A 20,296-nucleotide genomic window follows, 5' to 3' on the forward strand; every position below is an offset into this window, starting at 1 on the left:
CAATTCATTACTCCAGATATCCAGAATGTTTCTCCAGGCGAATAATATCATCCTCCGCAAGATAGGTGCCAGATTGAATTTCTATTAGTTCTAATGGAATAGTCGCGGGGTTTTTTAACGTATGAACTGTATTAGCAGGTATAAATGTTGATTCATTCTCCGAAATTGTAAAAATTTCTTCCCCCTTAGTAATACAAGCAGTACCAGATACCACTATCCAATGCTCAGCACGATGGAGATGCATCTGAGCAGCAAACTTCGCGCCTGGTTTAACAGTTATTCTTTTAACTAAATAATTATCGCCACTATGAATTACGCTAAATTTTCCCCACGGTCGGAAAACCTCTAAATGTTTTTTATGTTCGTTTCTATTATTAGCTTTTAAATAATCAACAACTTTTTTAACATCCTGGACTGAATCTTTATCAGATACTAATAAGGCATCTGCTGTCTGCACGATAACTAAATTACTTACTCCGATTGTACTAATAAACGATTTTTCAGAATAGATATAATTATCTTTACTATTATATGCAAAAATATCGCCATGTAATACATTACGTTGTGGATCTTTCTTAGAAATATCCCACAGTGAAGACCATGACCCCACATCTGACCAGCCGGCATTCATCGGTACGACAACTGCATGCCTAGTATGTTCCATTACCGCATAATCGATAGAATCACTAGGGCACATTGCGAATGCTTCTTTATCAATACGGATAAAATCAAGATCAGGATTAATACTCCCTACCGCATTTTCACATGCTTGGTAAATATCGGGGGACAGATCCTTTAATTCTTGTAAGTAACTACTTGCACGAAATAGGAACATACCGCTGTTCCAATAATATTTCTCTGATTCTACATAATGACGCGCTGTATCGAAATCAGGCTTCTCTACAAATTCGGCTACAGAAAAAGCATCTTCCCCGATTGCTTCACCTCTACAAATATAACCGTAGCCAGTTTCGGCCTGTGTGGGTACAATACCAAACGTTACTAGCTTACCTTGTGTTGCAAAAAATTCAGCGTGATTGATAGCTTTAAGAAACACTTTCTCATCGCGGATGACATGATCCGCAGCAAGGACAAGCAAAAGCGGGTCTTCATCGACGACATTCTGAAGTGAACAAAAAGCGGCCAGCGCTATAGCTGGGGCTGTATTACGCCCCACTGGCTCTAATATGATGTTATTTGCTAGTTTATTTATAGCTCGAAGTTGTTCAGCGACAAGGAAGCGGTGACTATCATTACAAATGACTAAAGGTTCTCCAGCCAAAAGAGGAGTCAATCTTTTAATGGTGTTTTGCAGCATAGATAATTCACCATCTACGCTTAAAAACTGTTTCGGATGCTCTTCACGTGAAAGTGGCCACAAACGGCTACCAATCCCACCGGCCATTATTACTGGTATTAATTTAGACATTCAATAAACCATAATTAACGTTTAATAATCTGTTCTGTTTTGAAAAGATTCCACTTTTCATTAACAAAGTTCTTAAATTCTTGTTCAAATCTTGATCGAGAAAATTTTTCTGCATTTTTTCTACAAGCCTGAGATGTAAAAAATGATGCATTTTTTTCAAATTCACTAACAGCTTCATGCAAAGAAGCAATATTCTGTTCCTTGAAGAAAATGCCAGTCGGTTCCTCTACACCTAGTGGGCGAACGGTTTCTAAGGCCCCACCCTTCCCAAAGGCGATAACAGGGGTACCGCAAGCTTGAGCTTCGACAGGTATTATTCCAAAGTCCTCTTCCGCTGCAAAAACAAACGCCCTGGCGCTCTGCATATACTCTTTTAAAACAGGAAAAGATTGATAACCGAGCAATTTTATATTGTCTGTAGCCTTGCTCTTTATTTTTTTCATCTCCGGTCCATCACCAATAACTACTAATTTCTTTTCCGGCATTTTACTAAAGGCTTCGACAATAAGATCAATACGTTTGTAGGGTACCATACGGGATGCTGTGAAATAATAGTCTTGCTTTTCATTTTTTACTTCAAAATTATCCACATCTACAGGCGGATATATAACTGAAGCCTCACGTCTGTATACTTTTTTAATTCTACGCGCGATATATTGAGAATTAGCTATAAAATGATCAACCCCATTTGCGGTTCGAGAATCCCAAATTCGTATTTTGTGAAGAAGCCATTTTGCTAACCAACCTTTAATTCCTTTATTCAGGTTAGACTCATTAAGGTACTGATGCTGTAAATCCCACGCATATCGAATAGGAGAATGAACATAGCTAATGTGAAGCTGATCTGGTCCGGAAATAACACCTTTTGCAACGGAATGGGCGCTACTAATGATGATATTAGCATCTGATAAATCAAGTTGTTCAATAGCCAGTGGCATTAGTGGTAAATATTTCTGGTAAAATTTTTTAGCTTTAGGTAAATTTTGAATAAATGTGGTAGTCGCATATTTCCCCAGAAAATGTCTTCTTTGTTCATCCGTTAGAAAATCAACCACCGAATATAACTTCGCTTCAGGAAAAACATGCAGGATGGCAGATGATACCTGTTCGGAGCCTGCATAACTTAATAACCACTCATGAACGAGAGATATTTTTATTTCATTTATTTCCATCACATGCCTCTGTCAGTACCATTTCAATCTCACTAACCACGTTTTGCCAATTGAACCTCTTTGCCCGCAAAAGCCCCTTTTGGATTAAATGCTTACGAAGTTCAGAATCATTAATTAACCTCGAAATTCCTTTAGTAATAGCATCTTCCGAAAGAGGGTCGACAAGAATCGCTGCATCTCCAGCCACCTCTGGCAATGATGAAGTTAGAGAAGTTAATACAGGAATACCACAGGCCATGCCCTCCACTACAGGTAATCCAAAACCTTCATATAAAGAAGGGAAAACTAATCCTAACGAGCCCTTATATAACGATGGTAAATCTTTTTCAGACACGAACCCAAAGAACTTTACACGTTCACTTAAACCATGTTGTATTATTAGTTTTTCTAAATCATTACAAGGATTACCAGTAAAAACGAGTTTTATTGATGGATCAATATCTGCTTTGGCAAAGGCAGATATAACACACTTCTCATTCTTATGAGTTTTTCTGTTTCCTACACATAGCAAATATTTATAGCCTAAATTCAATGGTTTTACATCGGCATTAAATAGACTAGATACCCCATTATATACCGTGACTATTTTATTAGGGTTTACACCTGACCATGCTACTATTCTTTCTTTTGAAAAATTCGAAACTGTAAATATTTTATATGCTTTTCTACAACCGCGCTTTATTATAAAATTATAAAATAACCTCTTAAAAAGAGATGAATTATCATTTAAATCCAGATGATTTAGATCATGTATTGTTATTATGAACTTTTTCGAACAAAAAAGTGGTGGAATATAGCCAGGAAGAAAAACCACATCAGTTTTCTTTCGCAGAAAAATATTGACTGCTAAACCTAATGGGGCCAGCGGAGAAGCACATTTTCTATATAGTTCCTCCTTAGATATATCACATAGTAGTTTAGAAATTTCATCAGTAAAACGTCCAATCCCCCCTTTATTAGACCAACTGATATCCATCAAAACCTTTTTATTATTCATTATCGCGTGCACCGTCTATTTGTTAATTTTAAAAATGGAATCAAAGCTAAAACTGTCCAATAATATATAGAAAAAGTTGATGACGAAGGTGCTGAACTTAACGCTGCACTTATAAAATATATACTTCCAAAGAGAAAATATAATCTATAGTGCATATTGCTACAATGACTGCCATATATTCTATTTAGTAAAGTTGAAGAATAAAATTGACTTGCCAGATAAATAATATTTATGATTAAGCCAATAATACCAGTCTCAAGGGCGATCCAGAAAAAATAATTATCCGTATTTAACCTATTATCTTTTACCGAAAGCATGTTTCCTGAACCTTGAGTACCCAGACCTATACCTGATGGATGTTCTGACAGGAAGTTTAATGAATTAATTGCCATATCTATCCGTCCCTGTGTAGATCCACGCGATGCCTGAGACGAATCTGTAAACCTGCCGATCAAAATTTCTGTATAGTTGTCAAAAATATTAGTAGAAATTGCTAAAACGGGTATAATTATTACAAATAAAGTTATTCCACAAAGAAGCATCTTCCGATTTGAAATTATATAAAGTGCGTAAATAAGCACAGCAACAAGTATTGCTCCTCTAGTAAGACTCATGCAGATCGCTATAAATAGCACAAAACTAATAATAAGCATCAATAATCTTTTATATCCTTGGGAAAAACACTCCATACATAACAAAACACCTAATGTGAGCATATATCCAAAATTGAGAGCATCACTAAAACCGCCTGTAGCCCGGACCATCCCATCATAGCTATTAATTAAGTTTAATTGTTCTCCTGCATAATGCTCATCATATCCGAGCAATTTAATGAACTCTCCATTCATTAGTACATCAATAATAGATATTGTCGCAACCATAAACATTAGAAAAATTATGTAGCAAACTATTTTTTCAATATTTAAGGATTGCGGGTATGATACTTTTAAAATCACTAATGCTATGAAAACTGCCGGGAATAAAATATAACTCCGCCCCCCCATAATTGCTTGAATTTTATCCGGTGAGAATATAGTTAACGCTATTACCCATAGTATTACCGCCGACCATGAAAAAATAGTAAAAACCAACGGGAAATAAGTTTTTTTCCTATCAATGACAAATCGAACTAGCACTAACGCCACAAAAAATACATTGAGTACATCCCTTAGGATTGCTCCTGGTGGAAATGGCAGCATACCCACCATCCACGAACTAATATATGGAGAAAATAAGTTAACGCCTAATATCGCAGCAAGAAGTATATTCATAACATTTTTTGAAAGTGGAGGTTAAATACCAAGACGCGGAGTACCGCCTTTTTTGCTACGAATGTATTTAATTAAAGCATCATAGCCCCTCCGTTTTAGTACATACCCTAAAAAGGCATGCACATAGAAAAGCTTTTCATTTGAAAATCCCATTTTCCGAAATTTATTTATCATTTTAATATAAGTATAAAGAGGCAAGTCGAGTTGATCTCGAATATAAGGATAAAAATAGTTCGCTAAGTCTTTTCTAATTCCAGCATAAACACCATCAATTTTTGTTGTATCTTCTATATATTTTGCAATTAGCAACAAGCCTTCAACCATATGTATACGGCCCTCTGGTTTATACCCCCCCGGGGTGAAAACTCCTTTTTCAGTTCCAGCGTTACCAAAGTCAGGAGCCTCTGTATCCCTCGACAATGTCATCACGTCGCTAAAATAGTATCCCTGACCTTCAGCCATTAGCATACCAGCAAGGTACATTTGATAATATAAACGCCCATCAAATAAATCACTCGATAGTTTTTTTGCTTTTTCAGCATTGACAATAAAGCCTGAAATAACTCCAACTCTACGGAAGAAAAATTTAATGGCATCAGCCCCCGGCTGAAATAAAGTATCGTCTGTTAAATGACGAACAGTATCACATAACTCATTCGGATTTTCCTTAAACCAACCATACGCTCGCGTAGCCAATACAATTTCAGGATTAGCCTTCAAAACTTTCACTATTTTTGATAACGCTCCATCTGCTAATAGATCATCGTTGCCCATGATCATGCAATATTTACCTGTCGTCAAACTAATGCATTTTTTTAAATTTTTATCATAGCCTAAATTATCTTCATTGAAATTAACATAAATATTATGTTTATTATTTTTTGCTTTATAGTTTTCGATAATAGAGTTTATCTCATCTCTTTGTGGAGATTTATCTTCACAAACAATGACCTCAAAATCATTATTCTTTAAACAATAATCTTGATTATATATGCTATCCAGTAGTGGCTCTAAAAACTCAGCTCTATTATAAGACGGTATACAAATACTGATAAAAACATTCATTTTAAAATACCTTTATTACTTTAGCAGGAACCCCACCAATTAAACATGGCTTATCGACTTTTAAATCCTTGACGACTGAATTAGCTGCGATTACACAGCCATCACAAATTTCACTACCAGCCAGAATTACTGCATTATCTCCAATCCAGCAGCAATTACCTATTTTAATAGGAGCAATATCACCTAATGGCTTATTTGCTGGCGGTTCTATTTTCGGACTGCATACTTTATAACTGCCATGGCTATGATCGCCTATATAAACTTTGCTACCAATTAATATATCGTTTCCTAAAATTAAACATGATACGCAAGAAATATGAACATTATCACTTAAACATATACGATCACCTATGTACAAATAAGGTTCAAATTTTTCATCACCATAATTATATACAGCTTCAATCCAGCAGTTATCACCAACCCGCATACTACCCCATTTGGAAGAGGTGTTATTTTTTGCAGAGTAAGGTTTGACATTCAATTTAAAATTCTTCCCAACCATTTTAAAATCATATCCGCTAAGCAGAACAAGAAACTTCGCTTTTAATTTCCGCCTAACTTTACTCAATAATGATATGATAAGATTTAGTTTTAATCTTAAAATATAGACAAGCATTAGATAGTCCTATAAGTCGTTTTCAGCAAACCACCTTGAATAATTTTTATTTATGCATTAAAACCGTCTTTATAATATATTTTATTTTTCTAAATAAAGGCACAGTTTTAGGGTATAGATAGAAAAACCTAAGCCCATATTTATATATAATTAAATCTATAAATGCACTATCGCAATCTCTTAAATAATTATTTGTAGCAAAATTTTTGGTTTTATCTTCATCGCCTATGAAGTTAAGTAAGAATAAACATGCTGATGCGCGAACTCTCTTACTTACACGGTGCTCTCTGGGATAAAAAACATCAAAGATTGTCGCAAGATTATTAGAAAAAACCTTATATAAATGATATCCACCTGAATTATCTGGCTCAGCCTCAATTATATTATTATGGATAACTGCGAACTCTCCACCCTGTTTAAGTAATGGCAATTGCCATGTTAAATGCATAAGATATTTTCCAGTAGTTTGCGGACTGAAAATACCAACGGCTTTGACAATTGCATCAGTTTTCTTACATATCATTCCAGAAATAAACGTGAACATAACTTTCACGTCTGAAATAAAATCTACATCATTTGTGTAGAATGACGTCCTAACATCAGCATTATAATTTAACTCAGTCTTTGCTGCTGAGTTTACATACACCATATCTAATGCAGGCCGGGACTTTAATATCGAAAAAACCTTCGAAATACCATTTTTGACTATTAGATCATCATCGCCAATCATCCAAAGATATTTTCCATTTGATAACTCAAAACATTTCTGGAAGTTACCATCCATTCCTAAGTTTTCTTCATTTAGATGATAAGTACTATTTCTTATTTTATCTAAGCCACTCTTGGCTATTCTTGCTGTTTCATCTGTTGAAGCATTATCACAAACAATAACCTCGAGTTCATCATGACAATAGTTCTCCTGTTGAATTATACTATCAAGTAAACGAGCCAAACATGAAGAGCGGTTATATGTCGGAATAGCAATAGTAAGAAGAGGTTTTTTACTCATAAGAACTCTTGAATTTTTTAAAGATTATATAAGTTTGAGGAACAAAATATAACCACGTTAGTGCTGCATACATTAACATGTAGAACCTCGAGTACTCTAAATATGCAACAAACAACATTGTAGTTATAGTCAAGAGAGCCATTATACATGATGCCAATGTCATTTTTTCAGTTTTATGCGCTCTTATATAGGTTGCAAAGCAAGCTACAATGTGATTACCAATAATTGCTAAAGATAAAAAGAAAAAATCCTGCAATCCCAAAAACCGCTCGCCAATGTTTGAACCAGATAATTTCAATAACCATAATGAAATGTATACACCAGTTAACCCTGTCAAGACAAAAAAGGATGATTGCATTACTGCACTTTTGAACGATTTACTCAGTTCCGCAAGTTGTTTGTTGGAAACCATTACTCCCCATTTTGGATATTTAGTGGATATCCAAGCCAGGCCCGTAGCCATTACCATATTGCATAATGTTAAAGACATCCCTAACTGCCCTGCATATATAGCCCCGAAATATTTGAATGCAATGGGGGTCATAACAAAATAAATAAAATACCCTGACATCCAACTTAGAGCAATTCGCCATTGCATAGGAAATATTTCATTAACCCATGAAATACCACCTTCAGTATATTTATTTTTATACCTTAAAGATTGCAGGAAAATTTTTTTAAAATACTTATATGAAAATATGGAGAAGATGATAGTCCCTGAAATAGCTATTGCAGACGTAGCATATAGTCCAAAGCCACTAATAAGTAAGCTTACTGCCAATATACCAGCTAACAGCGACTGATACATTCTCATTTTATTCACATCAGTAATTAACCCACTCCCTTCAGCGACAGAAAGTACAGAAACAAGAAAAATATTAAAAGCTGTAACTATTGTTAATAATAACCATGCCCCTTGCCAAGGTACACCTAAGCCTTCTTTTTGCGTAAAAAAAACATACCCGATGGGACCGACTATTAATATTATTAGCAAAGCTATTACTGCATACCATTTTATTGCCAACCGAAATAACGATAGGTAACGTTGCTTATTTTTACTTTCACCTATAATATCTCGTTCAGAATAATCATATTTTAACGCTGACATTTCGTGGCTAGCGAATTGAATGATTACCGTTGATAGCCCCAATTCAAATATTATCTGTAGTGCCACTACTGAATTAAATGTATAATAATAGCCCTGTGCGTCTTTAGATAAATGGTGTGATATTAACATTATTAACAGCAAACCCGTTAATACAGATATTATCTTACCAAAAATAACATAACGAATTGCTTTATCTACACCTAACATTCTAATAATACGATTCATTAATCTTTCATACTCAACATTTTTTTCACACCCTTCTCAATAGAAAACTCGGCACTCCAACCTAATTGAGTCAAGAAAGAGGTATTTGCATGTGACTCCATAATCTCATCATCACGCATCGCAACTGCACCATAATTTATCTTACTACTACTATGCGTTTCTTTTTTTATTATCTCAAACACTTCTTTTAGTTCTATCGATTTTCCAGTCCCCACCTCGACATCATAGTGTCCAGCGTTAAAACCCTCCTTTAAAATTTTCAAATAGGCCGAAACAACATCGTCTATATAAATAAAATCTCTTTTCTGCCTGGCGATCGTACAATCAATATCTTCATTGTTTTTCATTTTTTTGATAATATACGGGATTATTTTACCTGCTTTATCCCTCTCACCGTAAACATGTTCTAAACGTAAATTTATAAAACAAACGTCTGGATGTTCCTCTACGTATATTTTTGATAGTTCTACAAAATGTCTTTTAGATGCCATGTAAGAACGCATATATCCATAGTGCTTCTCATATTTCCCAAAAAAAGAGTCAGTAGAAATAAAGAATTTAGTTTTAAGCGCTGGCATTAACTCAAGCAGTCTTGTTGGTAATAGGACATTACATTTATATTGTTCAGATATAGGGGTTCTGTTTCGACCATAGTCTGTTGCAATATGGACAATCGCATGAATATTCATAGATGATTGACATATTTTTTCTATATCTTGTATATTCAACCATTCAATCAAGGTATTGATAATCGTTGGCTCGGTTATAGGACGCTTTAATGCAATAATACTATAACCTTCCTTTATGAGACTATGTAGTAGATGGGTACCTACAAAGCTAGTAGCGCCAGTCATTAGGATTTTCTTATTCACATCAAGCATCCTATTCTAAAAATTAGAAATTTAAACCAAAAAATTCTTCAAACTTACTTACGACATAATCTAAATGCTCTGTAGTCAAGCCTGGATAAATACCAATCCAGAACGTTTGATTCATTATACGGTCGGTATTTGTCAACTCACCCACTACACGATATTTCACATTAGCAAAATACGGTTGGCGAATCAGATTTCCAGCAAACAGTAAACGTGTACCGATTTTTGCTTCATCAAGGAATTTCACCAGTTCGACACGGTTAACACCGCTAGTTTCTTTCAGGGTGATAGGGAAGCCAAACCAGGATGGGTCTGATTTCTCTGTTGCTTCTGGTAATTCGAGGAATTCAGTGCAAGATTGCAAACCCTGTTTCAAATAGGAAAAGTTAGCTTTACGCTGCTCTACAAACTCTTCCACGCGTTCTAACTGAGCCAGACCACATGCTGCCTGCATGTCCGTGATTTTGAGATTATATCCGAGGTGGGAATAAGTATATTTGTGATCATAGCCTTGAGGAAGTGACCCCAATTGCTGACCAAAACGTTTACCGCAGGTGTTATCGCATCCTGGCGCACAATAACAATCCCGGCCCCAGTCACGGAACGACTCAATAATTTTCTTCAGTTCACCTGACCTGGTGAATACAGCACCACCTTCACCCATTGTGATATGGTGAGCCGGATAAAAACTAACGGTTCCGATGTCACCAAAGGTACCTACCATCTGGCCTTCATAAGTCGTCCCAAGGGCATCACAGCAGTCTTCAATCAACCATAAGTTATATTTATCGGCAATCCGACGAACTTCACTCAGGTTAAATGCATTACCGAGTGTATGAGCGATCATTATCGCTTTTGATTTCTCAGTAACTGCAGCTTCAATGAGAGAGGCATCGATATTATATGTCGGGATATCAACATCCACGAATACCGGTATTAAACCATTCTGGATCGCCGGGTTTACTGTAGTCGGGAAGCCAGCAGCGACAGTAATAACCTCATCACCAGGTTTGAGAGCACGCTCGCCTAATTTTGGGGAAGTCAGCGCAGTCAGTGCCAGCAAGTTTGCCGAAGAGCCAGATGTAGTCGTTAAAACATGAGGAACCCCAATAAATTCCCCAAGTTTTTTCTCAAAGGCATCATTGAAACGACCAGTAGTTAGCCATCCATCAAGAGACGCCTCAACCATCAATTGTAACTCTTTGGCACCAATAACCTTCCCGGAAGGAGGCACAACGCTTGTACCTGCAACAAAAGGTTTCGGGCTCAATGCCTCATTCGCATACTGAGCGACAAGCTGAGAAATTTGCTCACGCAGGTTATTTGCTGTCATTACTTTGATTCCTTAAACTTATTTTCTTAACGAGTAGTTGCAGACATATAGTCGCTGATTTCACGCTTTGAACAAATCAACATATCTTCGCCGCGAATCCATGCTTTATGCCATTTTACGATGCGACCAAGTGTTTCATTCAATCCCCAACGCGGATGCCATCCTAATTGCATATTTGCTTTAGAGCAATCCAGTTTCAGATAATGTGCCTCATGAGGATGATTCTCACCATCCAGTAACCAGCTTGCATCATCACCCCAAAGCGTGACCATCTTGTCAACAATAAATTCGACCGTCTTCGCATCTTCATCACGCGGGCCGAAATTCCATCCTTCAGAAAACTTAGCACCTTCTGTATATAAGCGTTGCGCCACCACAATGTAACCAGAAAGAGGCTCCAGTACATGCTGCCATGGACGGATAGAATATGGGTTTCGAATAATAACCTGCTGGTTATTTTCAAATGAGCGCAGAATATCGGGAATTAAACGGTCTTTAGCCCAATCGCCTCCGCCTATGACATTACCAGCCCTCACAGACGCCAAACCAACGCCATGTTGCTCATAATTTGCAGGATTGAAGAATGAGTTCCGGAATGCAGACGCGACTAATTCTGCACAACCTTTACTATTAGAGTATGGATCGTACCCTCCCATGGGTTCGTTCTCACGATAGCCCCACACCCACTCACGATTGTCGTAGCACTTATCACTGGTGATATTTACGACTGCCTTTATGTTACCTACTTGCTTAACTGCTTCAAGCAAATGGACAGTACCCATAACATTTGTTGAGTATGTTTCGATTGGCTGTTCATAAGATAGGCGCACTAAAGGCTGGGCTGCCATATGGAAAACAATTTCTGGCTTAAATTCTGCAATAGAATTGCGCAGCTTTTCAAAATCACGAATATCGCCAATATGAGATTCCATAAGATCATTAAGATGCACTATCTCAAATAAACTTGGAACAGTTGGCGCATCAAGTGCATAGCCTTTTACAATTGCACCCATTTCAGTCAGCCATAGCGAAAGCCAGCTTCCTTTAAAGCCAGTATGTCCGGTAACGAATACACGTTTACCTTGCCAAAAATTCTTATCAATCATCTACTTACTCCCAGGTTTTCCACGGAGCTTTACCTTTTTCCCACAGCCCTTCAAGGTAAACTTTATCACGTAGGGTATCCATCGGCTGCCAGAAACCTGGGTGTTCAAAAGCCATTAACTCCCCCTGTTGTGCCAATGTCATTAATGGCTCTTGTTCCCAGGTTGTTGCATCGTTATCAATGAGATCGATAACCGATGGATTCAACACAAAGAAACCACCATTGATCATTGCCCCATCGCCTTTCGGTTTTTCCTGGAATGACCGGACCTGACCAGCTTGGATATCTAATGCGCCAAAGCGTCCAGGTGGAAAAGTAGCTGTTAAAGTCGCTTTCTTACCGTGAGCCTTATGGAAATCGATAGTCGCTTTGATATCAAGGTCGGCAACGCCATCTCCATAAGTAAACAGGAAAGCCTCGTCATCTTTTACGTATTCAGCAACACGTTTCAGACGACCACCAGTCATTGAAGAATCACCCGTATCAACCAATGTGACATTCCATGGTTCAACACGTTTGTGGTGAACTTCCATACGGTTTTCAGCCATATGGAATGTTACATCTGACATGTGAAGGAAGTAGTTCGCAAAATATTCTTTAATCACATATCCTTTATAACCACAGCAGATAATAAAATCCTTGATACCATGCACAGAATACATTTTCATAATGTGCCAAAGAATAGGCTTGCCACCAATTTCTACCATCGGTTTTGGTTTTACAATTGTTTCTTCACTTAGTCTGGTACCAAGTCCACCAGCCAGGATGACCGCTTTCATAAATTACCCTCAATATTATTTAGATGCAGTAAATGCATCAGAATAGAAATGTTCTACAGAGAGATTTTTCATCATAAAGTCCTTTTTACTGGCATCGATCATCACAGGTGAACCACATGCATATATATCGAAGAACTCTAGAGAATCAAAATCATCCATCACGGCATGATGGACAAATCCCTTTCTCCCCCCCCATTCGGCGTCATCACCAGAAACAACAGGGATATAGTGAACGTTGTCGTACTGTTCACTCCACTGTTGCGGTAATGCAGAGTAAAAATCTTTACTATCTTGCATTCCCCAGTAAATGTAGATCTCACGACGACATTTCCCCTGAATGAGATGCTCAACCATTGATTTAACTGGAGCGAATCCAGTACCGCCTGCAAGGAAGATTATAGGTCTGTCACTTTCACGAATAAAAAATGTTCCGCAAGGCCCTTCAATGCGCATAAGAGTATTTTCGTGTAACTCCCCAAAAATGAGCGAGCTCATCTGACCATTGGGAACATTCCTTACATGCAACTCAATACCATTCGACTCATCACTATTAGCGATAGAATAACTGCGAGTTACACCTTTATAATGTAAATTGATATACTGCCCTGGAAGGAAGCCAATTTTTGCTGTTGGTGGTGTGCGTAACTTCAAAGTCATAACATCGCCTGAAACCAGTACAGCACTATTTACCTTGCATGGGACAATTTTTTTTGTCTGTCCAGCTAGTTCAGGAAAAAAATGCGCATTTAGCTCAAGGGCGGTTTTAGGTTTACAGCAGCAGGTTAGTATTTTATCACCCTGTCCAAAAATATTACCTTTGGAGTCAACAACTTCTCCCGCCAACAAATCGGACTCACAGATACCACAATCACCCGCTTTGCAGCTATGTTCAAGATGGATGCCAGCCGATAGCGCAGCATCGAGGATTGATTCATCCTCTCTACCGGAAAATTCAATATTTGATGGAAAAATCTTAATAATATGAGACACGATGCTTACTCTGTTAACAAGGCTTGATGCAGTAAAGGTGCTGCAGCATCTTTTGCTGAAAGCTCAGGCAGCTGAGAAAAAGGCCATTCAATACCTATTGTCTCATCATTCCATAGAATGCTACCTTCCGATGAAGGTGAATAATAATTAGTTGCTTTGTACAAAAACTCTGCATAATCACTGAGAGTAACAAAACCATGAGCAAAACCTTCTGGAATCCAAAGCTGTCGCTTATTCTCAGCAGACAGATTTACGCCAACCCACTGACCAAAAGTAGGCGACTCTTTTCGGATATCGACCGCAACATCAAAAACCTCACCGACAGCACAACGAACTAACTTACCCTGTGCATTTGCTCCTCTCTGAAAATGCAGCCCTCTGAGTACGTTCTTTTTGGATTTTGAATGATTATCTTGAACAAATGTAATTTTACGTCCAATCAACTTTTCAAAGGTCTGCTGGTTATAACTTTCAAAAAAGAATCCCCTCTCATCACCAAAAACTTTAGGCTCTAAGATCAAGACATCTGGTATTGCTGTTTTAATCACAATCATCACTTATAAACCTTTCACCATCGTCAGCAAATATTTGCCATAATCATTTTTTAATAATGGCCCAGCCAGTTCTATAACCTGTTGTGCATTTATAAAATTTTTACGAAATGCGATCTCTTCCGGGCAGGACACTTTTAGCCCCTGGCGTTCTTCGATGGTTGCAATAAAATTACTGGCCTCTATCAAACTCTGATGCGTCCCTGTATCCAGCCAGGCATAACCGCGCCCCATCATGGCGACAGACAATCTTCCCTGATCCATATAGATACGGTTAATATCCGTGATTTCTAACTCACCGCGAGCGGAAGGCTTAAGATTTTTCGCCATCTCCACCACGCTATTATCATAAAAATACAGCCCCGTTACCGCGTAATTACTCTTCGGTTGTAACGGTTTTTCCTCCAGACTAACGGCTGTGCCACTTTGGTCAAACTCAACCACACCGTAGCGCTCCGGATCGTTTACATGATAAGCAAAGACGGTAGCACCACTTTCTTTATTAACGGCAGCTTCCATTAACTTTGGTAAATCATGACCATAGAAGATATTGTCACCCAGCACTAATGCACAATCATCATGACCAATGAACTCTTCACCAATAATAAACGCCTGTGCTAAGCCATCCGGGCTTGGCTGTACTTTATATTGAAGATTCAGCCCCCACTGGCTGCCGTCTCCCAGCAGTTGTTGAAAACGCGGCGTGTCCTGTGGCGTACTGATGATCAGGATATCCCGAATGCCTGCCAGCATAAGCGTGGAAAGGGGATAGTAAATCATCGGTTTATCATAAATTGGTAGCAATTGCTTACTTACCGCCATGGTCACCGGATAAAGACGGGTGCCGGAGCCCCCCGCTAAAATAATGCCCTTACGCGTTTTCATTTCCATTTCTCATTCATAGAAAATGCCCTGATGGGCATTTAAATTTATCAGATGGTTGTCGTCGTAAACATTTCAGTCAGCATGCGCTTAACTCCTAATTCCCATTGCGGCAGAATAAGGCCAAAATTACGCTGAAACTTTTCAGTATTGAGACGCGAATTGCCTGGTCTGCTCGCCGGTGTCGGGTAGGCGCTGGTCGGCACAGCATTAAGCTCAGTCAGCGCAAGCGTTATCCCTGCTTTGCGCGCCTCGTCAAAGACTAAGGCCGCGTAGTCATGCCAGGTTGTGGTTCCCCCGGCAACCAGATGGTAAAGACCTGCGACTTCTGCTTTATTTAACGCCACACGGATCGCATGGGCCGTGCAGTCAGCCAGTAATTCCGCACCGGTTGGCGCACCGTACTGATCGTTAATGACTGAAAGTGTCTGACGCTCTTTCGCCAGACGAAGCATTGTCTTTGCGAAATTATTGCCCTTACCTGCATAAACCCAACTGGTGCGGAAGATAAGATGCTTAGGGCAGTTATCCTGCAGGGCCTTTTCTCCCGCCAGTTTGGTCTTGCCATAGACATTCAGCGGCGACGTAGCGTCCGTTTCCTGCCATGGGATATCGCCGGTACCAGGAAATACATAATCGGTTGAATAATGCACTACCCATGCGCCAGTTTCGTTGGCCGCTTTAGCGATGGCTTCCACACTGGTGGCGTTAAGTAACTGCGCCAGTTCTGGTTCAGACTCTGCTTTATCTACTGCAGTATGTGCGGCTGCGTTAACAATCACATCGGGACGAAGCTTACGAACGGTTTCGGCAACGCCTTTCGGATTACTAAAATCACCGCAAAACTCTTTTGAATGGACATCCAGGGCAATCAGATTCCCTACTGGTGCCAGAGAACGTTGCAACTCCCAGCCTACTTGCCCTGTCTTACCAAAAAGTAAGATATTCATTACTGGCGTCCTTCATAGTTCTGTTCTATCCAACTCTGATACGCCCCACTTTTAACATTGTTTACCCATTGAGTATTTGCAAGGTACCATTCCACTGTTTTACGAATACCGCTTTCAAAGGTCTCCAGCGGTTTCCAGCCTAATTCGCGGCTAATTTTACCTGCATCAATGGCATAACGACGATCATGGCCCGGACGATCGGCGACATAAGTGATTTGTTCACGATAAGAAGTCGCTTTGGGTACAATTTCATCCAGCAGATCACAGATGGTAAATACCACATCGAGATTTTTCTTCTCATTGTGGCCACCAATGTTATAAGTCTCCCCTGCCTTGCCTTCAGTCACTACCATATGAAGCGCGCGAGCATGATCTTCTACATATAGCCAATCGCGAATCTGATCCCCTTTGCCATAAATTGGCAAAGGCTTTCCTTCCAGTGCGTTCAAAATGACCAACGGAATCAGTTTTTCAGGGAAGTGATAAGGACCATAGTTATTAGAACAATTGGTAACGATCGTTGGTAGACCATAGGTGCGCCGCCAGGCACGGACTAAATGATCGCTGGATGCTTTTGACGCAGAATAGGGGCTACTTGGCGCATATGCCGTCGTTTCAGTAAATAACGGCAGCGTAACGCTGTTTTCAACTTCATCAGGATGCGGTAAATCGCCGTAAACTTCATCAGTGGAAATATGATGAAAACGAAAATTATTTTTTTTATCTTCGCCAAGCGCAGACCAGTATTTACGCGCAACTTCAAGAAGTACATAGGTGCCGACGATATTGGTTTCAATAAATGCTGCCGGCCCGGTAATCGAACGGTCCACATGACTTTCCGCAGCCAAATGCATCACCGCGTCCGGCTGGTACTGCTCAAAAATGCGCGTTATTTCAGCGGAATCACAAATATCCGCGTGTTCAAAATTGTAGCGATTACTTTCAGAAATATCAGAAAGGGATTCAAGATTACCGGCGTAGGTTAATTTATCAATATTAACTACAGTGTCCTGTGTATTCTTAATAATATGGCGGACAACAGCTGATCCAATAAAACCTGCCCCACCAGTAATAAGTATCTTCACTTTTCTATTCCATAAGGCGTATTTAATGTGGTATTTAATTTGCCAATAAAAATTAATTGCTCAAGTCGTTACACACGCTACCGCCCCTGGCTCATCAGCTACCAGTGCACTGCGTACATATCGACTTGTTACAAACCTCGCCCAGCAGGGCAAAGCTCACTAAAACTTAAACGCTAATTGTCTTATTAATTGCATCCGGAAACAAGGATTAATCTTATAAAATCAGCATTAAAATGCTCCAGATAACCCCTTGTTACTTAAGCCCTTTATACAAAACTAAAACGGCAGTCAACACTCGTTTCAGCCAACTTGCCGCTTCGAATGTTCACTGCCGTTATTATGTTTATCACCAACCATTTATCACGGTTGTTAATACTTATTCATGCAGAAGCTGCTCTATGCTCTTACGGAACTTCGCTCCTTCTTTCAGGTTGCGCAGCCCGTACTTCACAAATGCCTGCATGTAGCCCATTTTTTTACCGCAGTCATAGCTGTCACCCGTCATTAGCATCGCGTCAACCGACTGTTTTTTCGCCAGCTCAGCAATGGCATCGGTGAGCTGGATGCGGCCCCAGGCGCCCGGTTCGGTTCTTTCCAGTTCCGCCCAGATGTCGGCTGAAAGCACATAACGGCCTACCGCCATCAAATCGGAATCCAGCGTCTGCGGCTGATCCGGTTTTTCGATAAACTCCACAATCCGGCTGACTTTGCCTTCATTATCCAGAGGTTCTTTCGTCTGGATAACGGAATACTCCGATAAATCACCTTTCATGCGCTTCGCCAGCACCTGGCTGCGACCCGTTTCATTGAAACGCGCCACCATCGCCGCAAGGTTATAGCGCAGCGGATCGGCGGTAGCATCATCAATAATAATATCCGGGAGTACCACAATGAAAGGGTTATCGCCCACGACCGGACGCGCGCACAGAATAGAGTGCCCCAGCCCTAACGGCTGTGCCTGGCGAACGTTCATAATCGTCACGCCCGGTGGGCAGATAGATTGCACTTCCGCCAAGAGCTGACGCTTAACGCGCTGTTCAAGAAGTGATTCAAGTTCATAAGAGGTGTCGAAGTGGTTCTCAACGGCGTTTTTGGACGCGTGAGTCACCAGTACGATTTCTTTGATCCCTGCAGCCACAATCTCATCGACAATGTACTGAATCATTGGCTTGTCGACGATCGGTAGCATCTCTTTTGGGATTGCCTTGGTGGCAGGCAACATATGCATACCCAAACCCGCTACCGGTATAACTGCTTTCAAATTCATCATTGTTTCTTCCACCTGTAAAATGGTTGCTGAATTATAGCTCTTTAGCTTGTTTTCGCCAGCATGAATTACTCTGCTGCCAGGGATAATGATGGCACGCTCTACATTACGTCTTAGTCGGCACCATAACATTAAGTATGAACAACTTTTTCCCAGGAATTTTCGTAAAAATAGCGGTACTTACCCTCCCCGCTTCGGCAGCGAAAAATTCACTGCTTCGACATTCACGGTTTGGTGATTAATCCTGTCGATATCCACGGAACTCTGCCCGTTTTCATTGATGGCATGAACATTAGCGAGGGAAAGCAGCGTGTCCTGGCGGGCCATAAATTGACCACGGACATCTTTACGCAAATCGAAATGCATTTTTAACGCTGGGCCAATCGCTGAAGTTTGCATCACGTTGATATTGCGCAGAAAGAGGTGCTGCGGTTGATTATGCAGTTCCAGCGTAGCACGCGTCATCCGTACATTGGTGATGGCGACAAAAGAGGGGGTGTTGCCGGAGGAAATTTGAATGCCGCGTAATTTATAAGCAACCTGGCGATTATCCAACCGAATAGCGTTTAATTTAAAGTTTTGCGGAATTGACAGGTATTTTCCTTTAACGACGCCATAGCCGATGAGCATCCCGGCACTATTCGTCATATCAATATTATCAATGACGAAATTATCACAGCCATAAATGGCGATCGTTGCGTTATCAATACCCGCATTTTTACTGAAATCGGGCGTGATGTTTTTGGCTTTGACATTGCGAATGACGAAATGTTTGCCATTTTCTACGTGTACCAGTTGTCGGCAATCAGATCCGGCAATATTGGCCACCACAAAGTTTTTTACTGCCTGATCTTCAGGATAACTGTTGTCATAGGTGCTACCCGCCAGCCCGATGCCGATCCCCCAGTTGATTTTGCCATTGGTACAATCAATGCGTTCGATGACATGATCGGAAATCAGGATGTCGCGGTCGTGAATCGCGACATTCCACTCAATGGCGTCCCCCTGTAAATCGCTAAAGCGGCTATGCGTAATCCTCGCGCCGTCCATTTGGTTATGAAATCCCTGGCGGAGAATGGCGTAGTTGGCGTGGGTAACGGTGATGTCATCGATAATGAGATTACGCATCACCTGCGGTTCCTTACCACCGATGAAAATTTGCGCGACGGGGCCAAAGCCGCTCATCGCCACGCCTTTAATCACACAGTCCGACCCGCGAACATCCAGCGTCACATTGTGCAGACTGCCGCCCTGCTCCCCCACCACCTGACACCCGTCCTGCAAAATAAACCGTCCCCGGCCATTCCCACGCACCGCGCCCTGTACCCGCAGCGTTTTTCCCGCCGGAATCGTTATCGCCGCATTGATATTTTCACACACCCATCCTGGCGGTACGACCACGGTCTGTCCGTCGGCGAAGGCCTGTTTGAACGAGGCGATACCGTCATCCGCCGGATAATCCTTAATATCGACGGTCTCGCGAGGTTCACGCGCCTGTACCGGCAAGGCGCGCAGAAAAGGAAGAACAGCAAGCGCAGAACCTGCCGTCAGGAGGGTACGTCGGGAGAATTTAGTCGCGGGCATACC

Annotated in this window: 18 protein-coding genes and 1 pseudogene; all 19 read right to left on the reverse strand. The window is 40.3% G+C overall.

From position 1 onward, the window contains the following. Nucleotides 1–7: 7 nt before the first annotated feature. The 19 genes and pseudogenes from ACLJZ5_RS04220 to wcaM all read right to left on the reverse strand — a co-directional run bounded on the left by ACLJZ5_RS04220 (nucleotide 8) and on the right by wcaM (nucleotide 20,293). Nucleotides 8–1,429 (reverse strand): mannose-1-phosphate guanylyltransferase/mannose-6-phosphate isomerase, encoded by a 1,422-nt coding sequence (locus ACLJZ5_RS04220; RefSeq protein ID WP_024798623.1) that lies wholly within the window; start codon nucleotides 1,427–1,429, stop codon nucleotides 8–10. 14 nt (nucleotides 1,430–1,443) lie between these two features. Next, complete coding sequence (locus ACLJZ5_RS04225; RefSeq protein ID WP_000405025.1) at nucleotides 1,444–2,601, reverse strand: glycosyltransferase family 4 protein; 1,158 nt, start codon at nucleotides 2,599–2,601, stop codon at nucleotides 1,444–1,446. Further along, complete coding sequence (locus tag ACLJZ5_RS04230) at nucleotides 2,588–3,598, reverse strand: glycosyltransferase family 4 protein (RefSeq protein ID WP_001060530.1); 1,011 nt, start codon at nucleotides 3,596–3,598, stop codon at nucleotides 2,588–2,590. The genes ACLJZ5_RS04225 and ACLJZ5_RS04230 overlap by 14 nt, the downstream gene beginning before the upstream one ends. Continuing rightward, entirely contained in the window at nucleotides 3,598–4,797 is a 1,200-nt protein-coding gene (locus tag ACLJZ5_RS04235) for an O-antigen polymerase (protein WP_024797755.1), read from the reverse strand. Before ACLJZ5_RS04235 ends, ACLJZ5_RS04230 begins: the two co-directional genes overlap by 1 nt. Nucleotides 4,798–4,890: 93 nt before the next feature. Then, complete coding sequence (locus ACLJZ5_RS04240) at nucleotides 4,891–5,934, reverse strand: glycosyltransferase family 2 protein (RefSeq protein ID WP_024797754.1); 1,044 nt, start codon at nucleotides 5,932–5,934, stop codon at nucleotides 4,891–4,893. Between the two features lies 1 nt (nucleotide 5,935). Continuing rightward, a complete protein-coding gene (locus ACLJZ5_RS04245) occupies nucleotides 5,936–6,550 on the reverse strand; it encodes an acyltransferase (protein ID WP_024797753.1) in 615 nt (204 codons plus the stop codon). A gap of 46 nt (nucleotides 6,551–6,596) precedes the next feature. Then, complete coding sequence (locus ACLJZ5_RS04250; RefSeq protein WP_000038916.1) at nucleotides 6,597–7,559, reverse strand: glycosyltransferase family 2 protein; 963 nt, start codon at nucleotides 7,557–7,559, stop codon at nucleotides 6,597–6,599. After that, nucleotides 7,552–8,892 (reverse strand): hypothetical protein, encoded by a 1,341-nt coding sequence (locus ACLJZ5_RS04255; protein ID WP_001079813.1) that lies wholly within the window; start codon nucleotides 8,890–8,892, stop codon nucleotides 7,552–7,554. The genes ACLJZ5_RS04250 and ACLJZ5_RS04255 overlap by 8 nt, the downstream gene beginning before the upstream one ends. Next, nucleotides 8,892–9,773, reverse strand: coding sequence for a CDP-abequose synthase (gene rfbJ / locus ACLJZ5_RS04260; protein ID WP_000887842.1), 882 nt, complete (start codon nucleotides 9,771–9,773; stop codon nucleotides 8,892–8,894). The genes ACLJZ5_RS04255 and rfbJ overlap by 1 nt, the downstream gene beginning before the upstream one ends. Before the next feature lie 13 nt (nucleotides 9,774–9,786). Next, entirely contained in the window at nucleotides 9,787–11,100 is a 1,314-nt protein-coding gene (gene rfbH, locus ACLJZ5_RS04265) for a lipopolysaccharide biosynthesis protein RfbH (RefSeq protein ID WP_000126351.1), read from the reverse strand. Between the two features lie 26 nt (nucleotides 11,101–11,126). Then, nucleotides 11,127–12,206, reverse strand: a complete 1,080-nt coding sequence (gene rfbG / locus ACLJZ5_RS04270; protein ID WP_024797752.1) for a CDP-glucose 4,6-dehydratase — start codon at nucleotides 12,204–12,206, stop codon at nucleotides 11,127–11,129. 4 nt (nucleotides 12,207–12,210) lie between these two features. Then, nucleotides 12,211–12,984, reverse strand: coding sequence for a glucose-1-phosphate cytidylyltransferase (rfbF, locus tag ACLJZ5_RS04275; RefSeq protein ID WP_000648783.1), 774 nt, complete (start codon nucleotides 12,982–12,984; stop codon nucleotides 12,211–12,213). After that, a pseudogene (locus tag ACLJZ5_RS04280) lies at nucleotides 12,981–13,974 on the reverse strand (CDP-6-deoxy-delta-3,4-glucoseen reductase). The gene rfbF and the pseudogene ACLJZ5_RS04280 overlap by 4 nt, the downstream one beginning before the upstream one ends. Before the next feature lie 5 nt (nucleotides 13,975–13,979). Next, complete coding sequence (gene rfbC, locus ACLJZ5_RS04285) at nucleotides 13,980–14,531, reverse strand: dTDP-4-dehydrorhamnose 3,5-epimerase (protein WP_077914013.1); 552 nt, start codon at nucleotides 14,529–14,531, stop codon at nucleotides 13,980–13,982. Next, nucleotides 14,532–15,410, reverse strand: a complete 879-nt coding sequence (rfbA, locus tag ACLJZ5_RS04290) for a glucose-1-phosphate thymidylyltransferase RfbA (protein WP_022630115.1) — start codon at nucleotides 15,408–15,410, stop codon at nucleotides 14,532–14,534. Between the two features lie 47 nt (nucleotides 15,411–15,457). Next, a complete protein-coding gene (rfbD, locus tag ACLJZ5_RS04295) occupies nucleotides 15,458–16,357 on the reverse strand; it encodes a dTDP-4-dehydrorhamnose reductase (protein WP_024797749.1) in 900 nt (299 codons plus the stop codon). Then, a complete protein-coding gene (gene rfbB, locus ACLJZ5_RS04300; protein ID WP_000697846.1) occupies nucleotides 16,357–17,442 on the reverse strand; it encodes a dTDP-glucose 4,6-dehydratase in 1,086 nt (361 codons plus the stop codon). The genes rfbD and rfbB overlap by 1 nt, the downstream gene beginning before the upstream one ends. A gap of 376 nt (nucleotides 17,443–17,818) precedes the next feature. Next, nucleotides 17,819–18,712: a GalU regulator GalF gene (galF, locus tag ACLJZ5_RS04305; RefSeq protein ID WP_000981469.1), complete on the reverse strand. Its 894-nt coding sequence runs from the start codon at nucleotides 18,710–18,712 to the stop codon at nucleotides 17,819–17,821. Between the two features lie 177 nt (nucleotides 18,713–18,889). Continuing rightward, nucleotides 18,890–20,293 carry a colanic acid biosynthesis protein WcaM gene (gene wcaM, locus ACLJZ5_RS04310; RefSeq protein ID WP_024797748.1) on the reverse strand — a complete coding sequence of 468 codons (1,404 nt, stop codon included), beginning with the start codon at nucleotides 20,291–20,293 and terminating at the stop codon, nucleotides 18,890–18,892. Nucleotides 20,294–20,296 lie beyond the last annotated feature (3 nt).

It is taken from the genome of Salmonella sp. 5800 (assembly GCF_046558195.1).
Taxonomy (GTDB): Bacteria; Pseudomonadota; Gammaproteobacteria; order Enterobacterales; family Enterobacteriaceae; genus Salmonella; species Salmonella enterica.

Coding starts and splice junctions, on each gene's coding strand:
- rfbD (WP_024797749.1), bottom strand. CDS start 16,357: ATGAATATCTTACTTTTTGGTAAGACAGGGCAAGTAGGCTGGGAGTTG.
- ACLJZ5_RS04240 (WP_024797754.1), bottom strand. CDS start 5,934: ATGAATGTTTTTATCAGTATTTGTATACCGTCTTATAATAGAGCTGAG.
- ACLJZ5_RS04230 (WP_001060530.1), bottom strand. CDS start 3,598: ATGAATAATAAAAAGGTTTTGATGGATATCAGTTGGTCTAATAAAGGG.
- ACLJZ5_RS04220 (WP_024798623.1), bottom strand. CDS start 1,429: ATGTCTAAATTAATACCAGTAATAATGGCCGGTGGGATTGGTAGCCGT.
- rfbA (WP_022630115.1), bottom strand. CDS start 15,410: ATGAAAACGCGTAAGGGCATTATTTTAGCGGGGGGCTCCGGCACCCGT.
- ACLJZ5_RS04235 (WP_024797755.1), bottom strand. CDS start 4,797: ATGCTGCCATTTCCACCAGGAGCAATCCTAAGGGATGTACTCAATGTA.
- galF (WP_000981469.1), bottom strand. CDS start 18,712: ATGATGAATTTGAAAGCAGTTATACCGGTAGCGGGTTTGGGTATGCAT.
- ACLJZ5_RS04225 (WP_000405025.1), bottom strand. CDS start 2,601: ATGGAAATAAATGAAATAAAAATATCTCTCGTTCATGAGTGGTTATTA.
- rfbG (WP_024797752.1), bottom strand. CDS start 12,206: ATGATTGATAAGAATTTTTGGCAAGGTAAACGTGTATTCGTTACCGGA.
- rfbF (WP_000648783.1), bottom strand. CDS start 12,984: ATGAAAGCGGTCATCCTGGCTGGTGGACTTGGTACCAGACTAAGTGAA.
- wcaM (WP_024797748.1), bottom strand. CDS start 20,293: ATGCCCGCGACTAAATTCTCCCGACGTACCCTCCTGACGGCAGGTTCT.
- ACLJZ5_RS04255 (WP_001079813.1), bottom strand. CDS start 8,892: ATGAATCGTATTATTAGAATGTTAGGTGTAGATAAAGCAATTCGTTAT.
- ACLJZ5_RS04245 (WP_024797753.1), bottom strand. CDS start 6,550: ATGCTTGTCTATATTTTAAGATTAAAACTAAATCTTATCATATCATTA.
- ACLJZ5_RS04250 (WP_000038916.1), bottom strand. CDS start 7,559: ATGAGTAAAAAACCTCTTCTTACTATTGCTATTCCGACATATAACCGC.
- rfbJ (WP_000887842.1), bottom strand. CDS start 9,773: ATGCTTGATGTGAATAAGAAAATCCTAATGACTGGCGCTACTAGCTTT.
- rfbH (WP_000126351.1), bottom strand. CDS start 11,100: ATGACAGCAAATAACCTGCGTGAGCAAATTTCTCAGCTTGTCGCTCAG.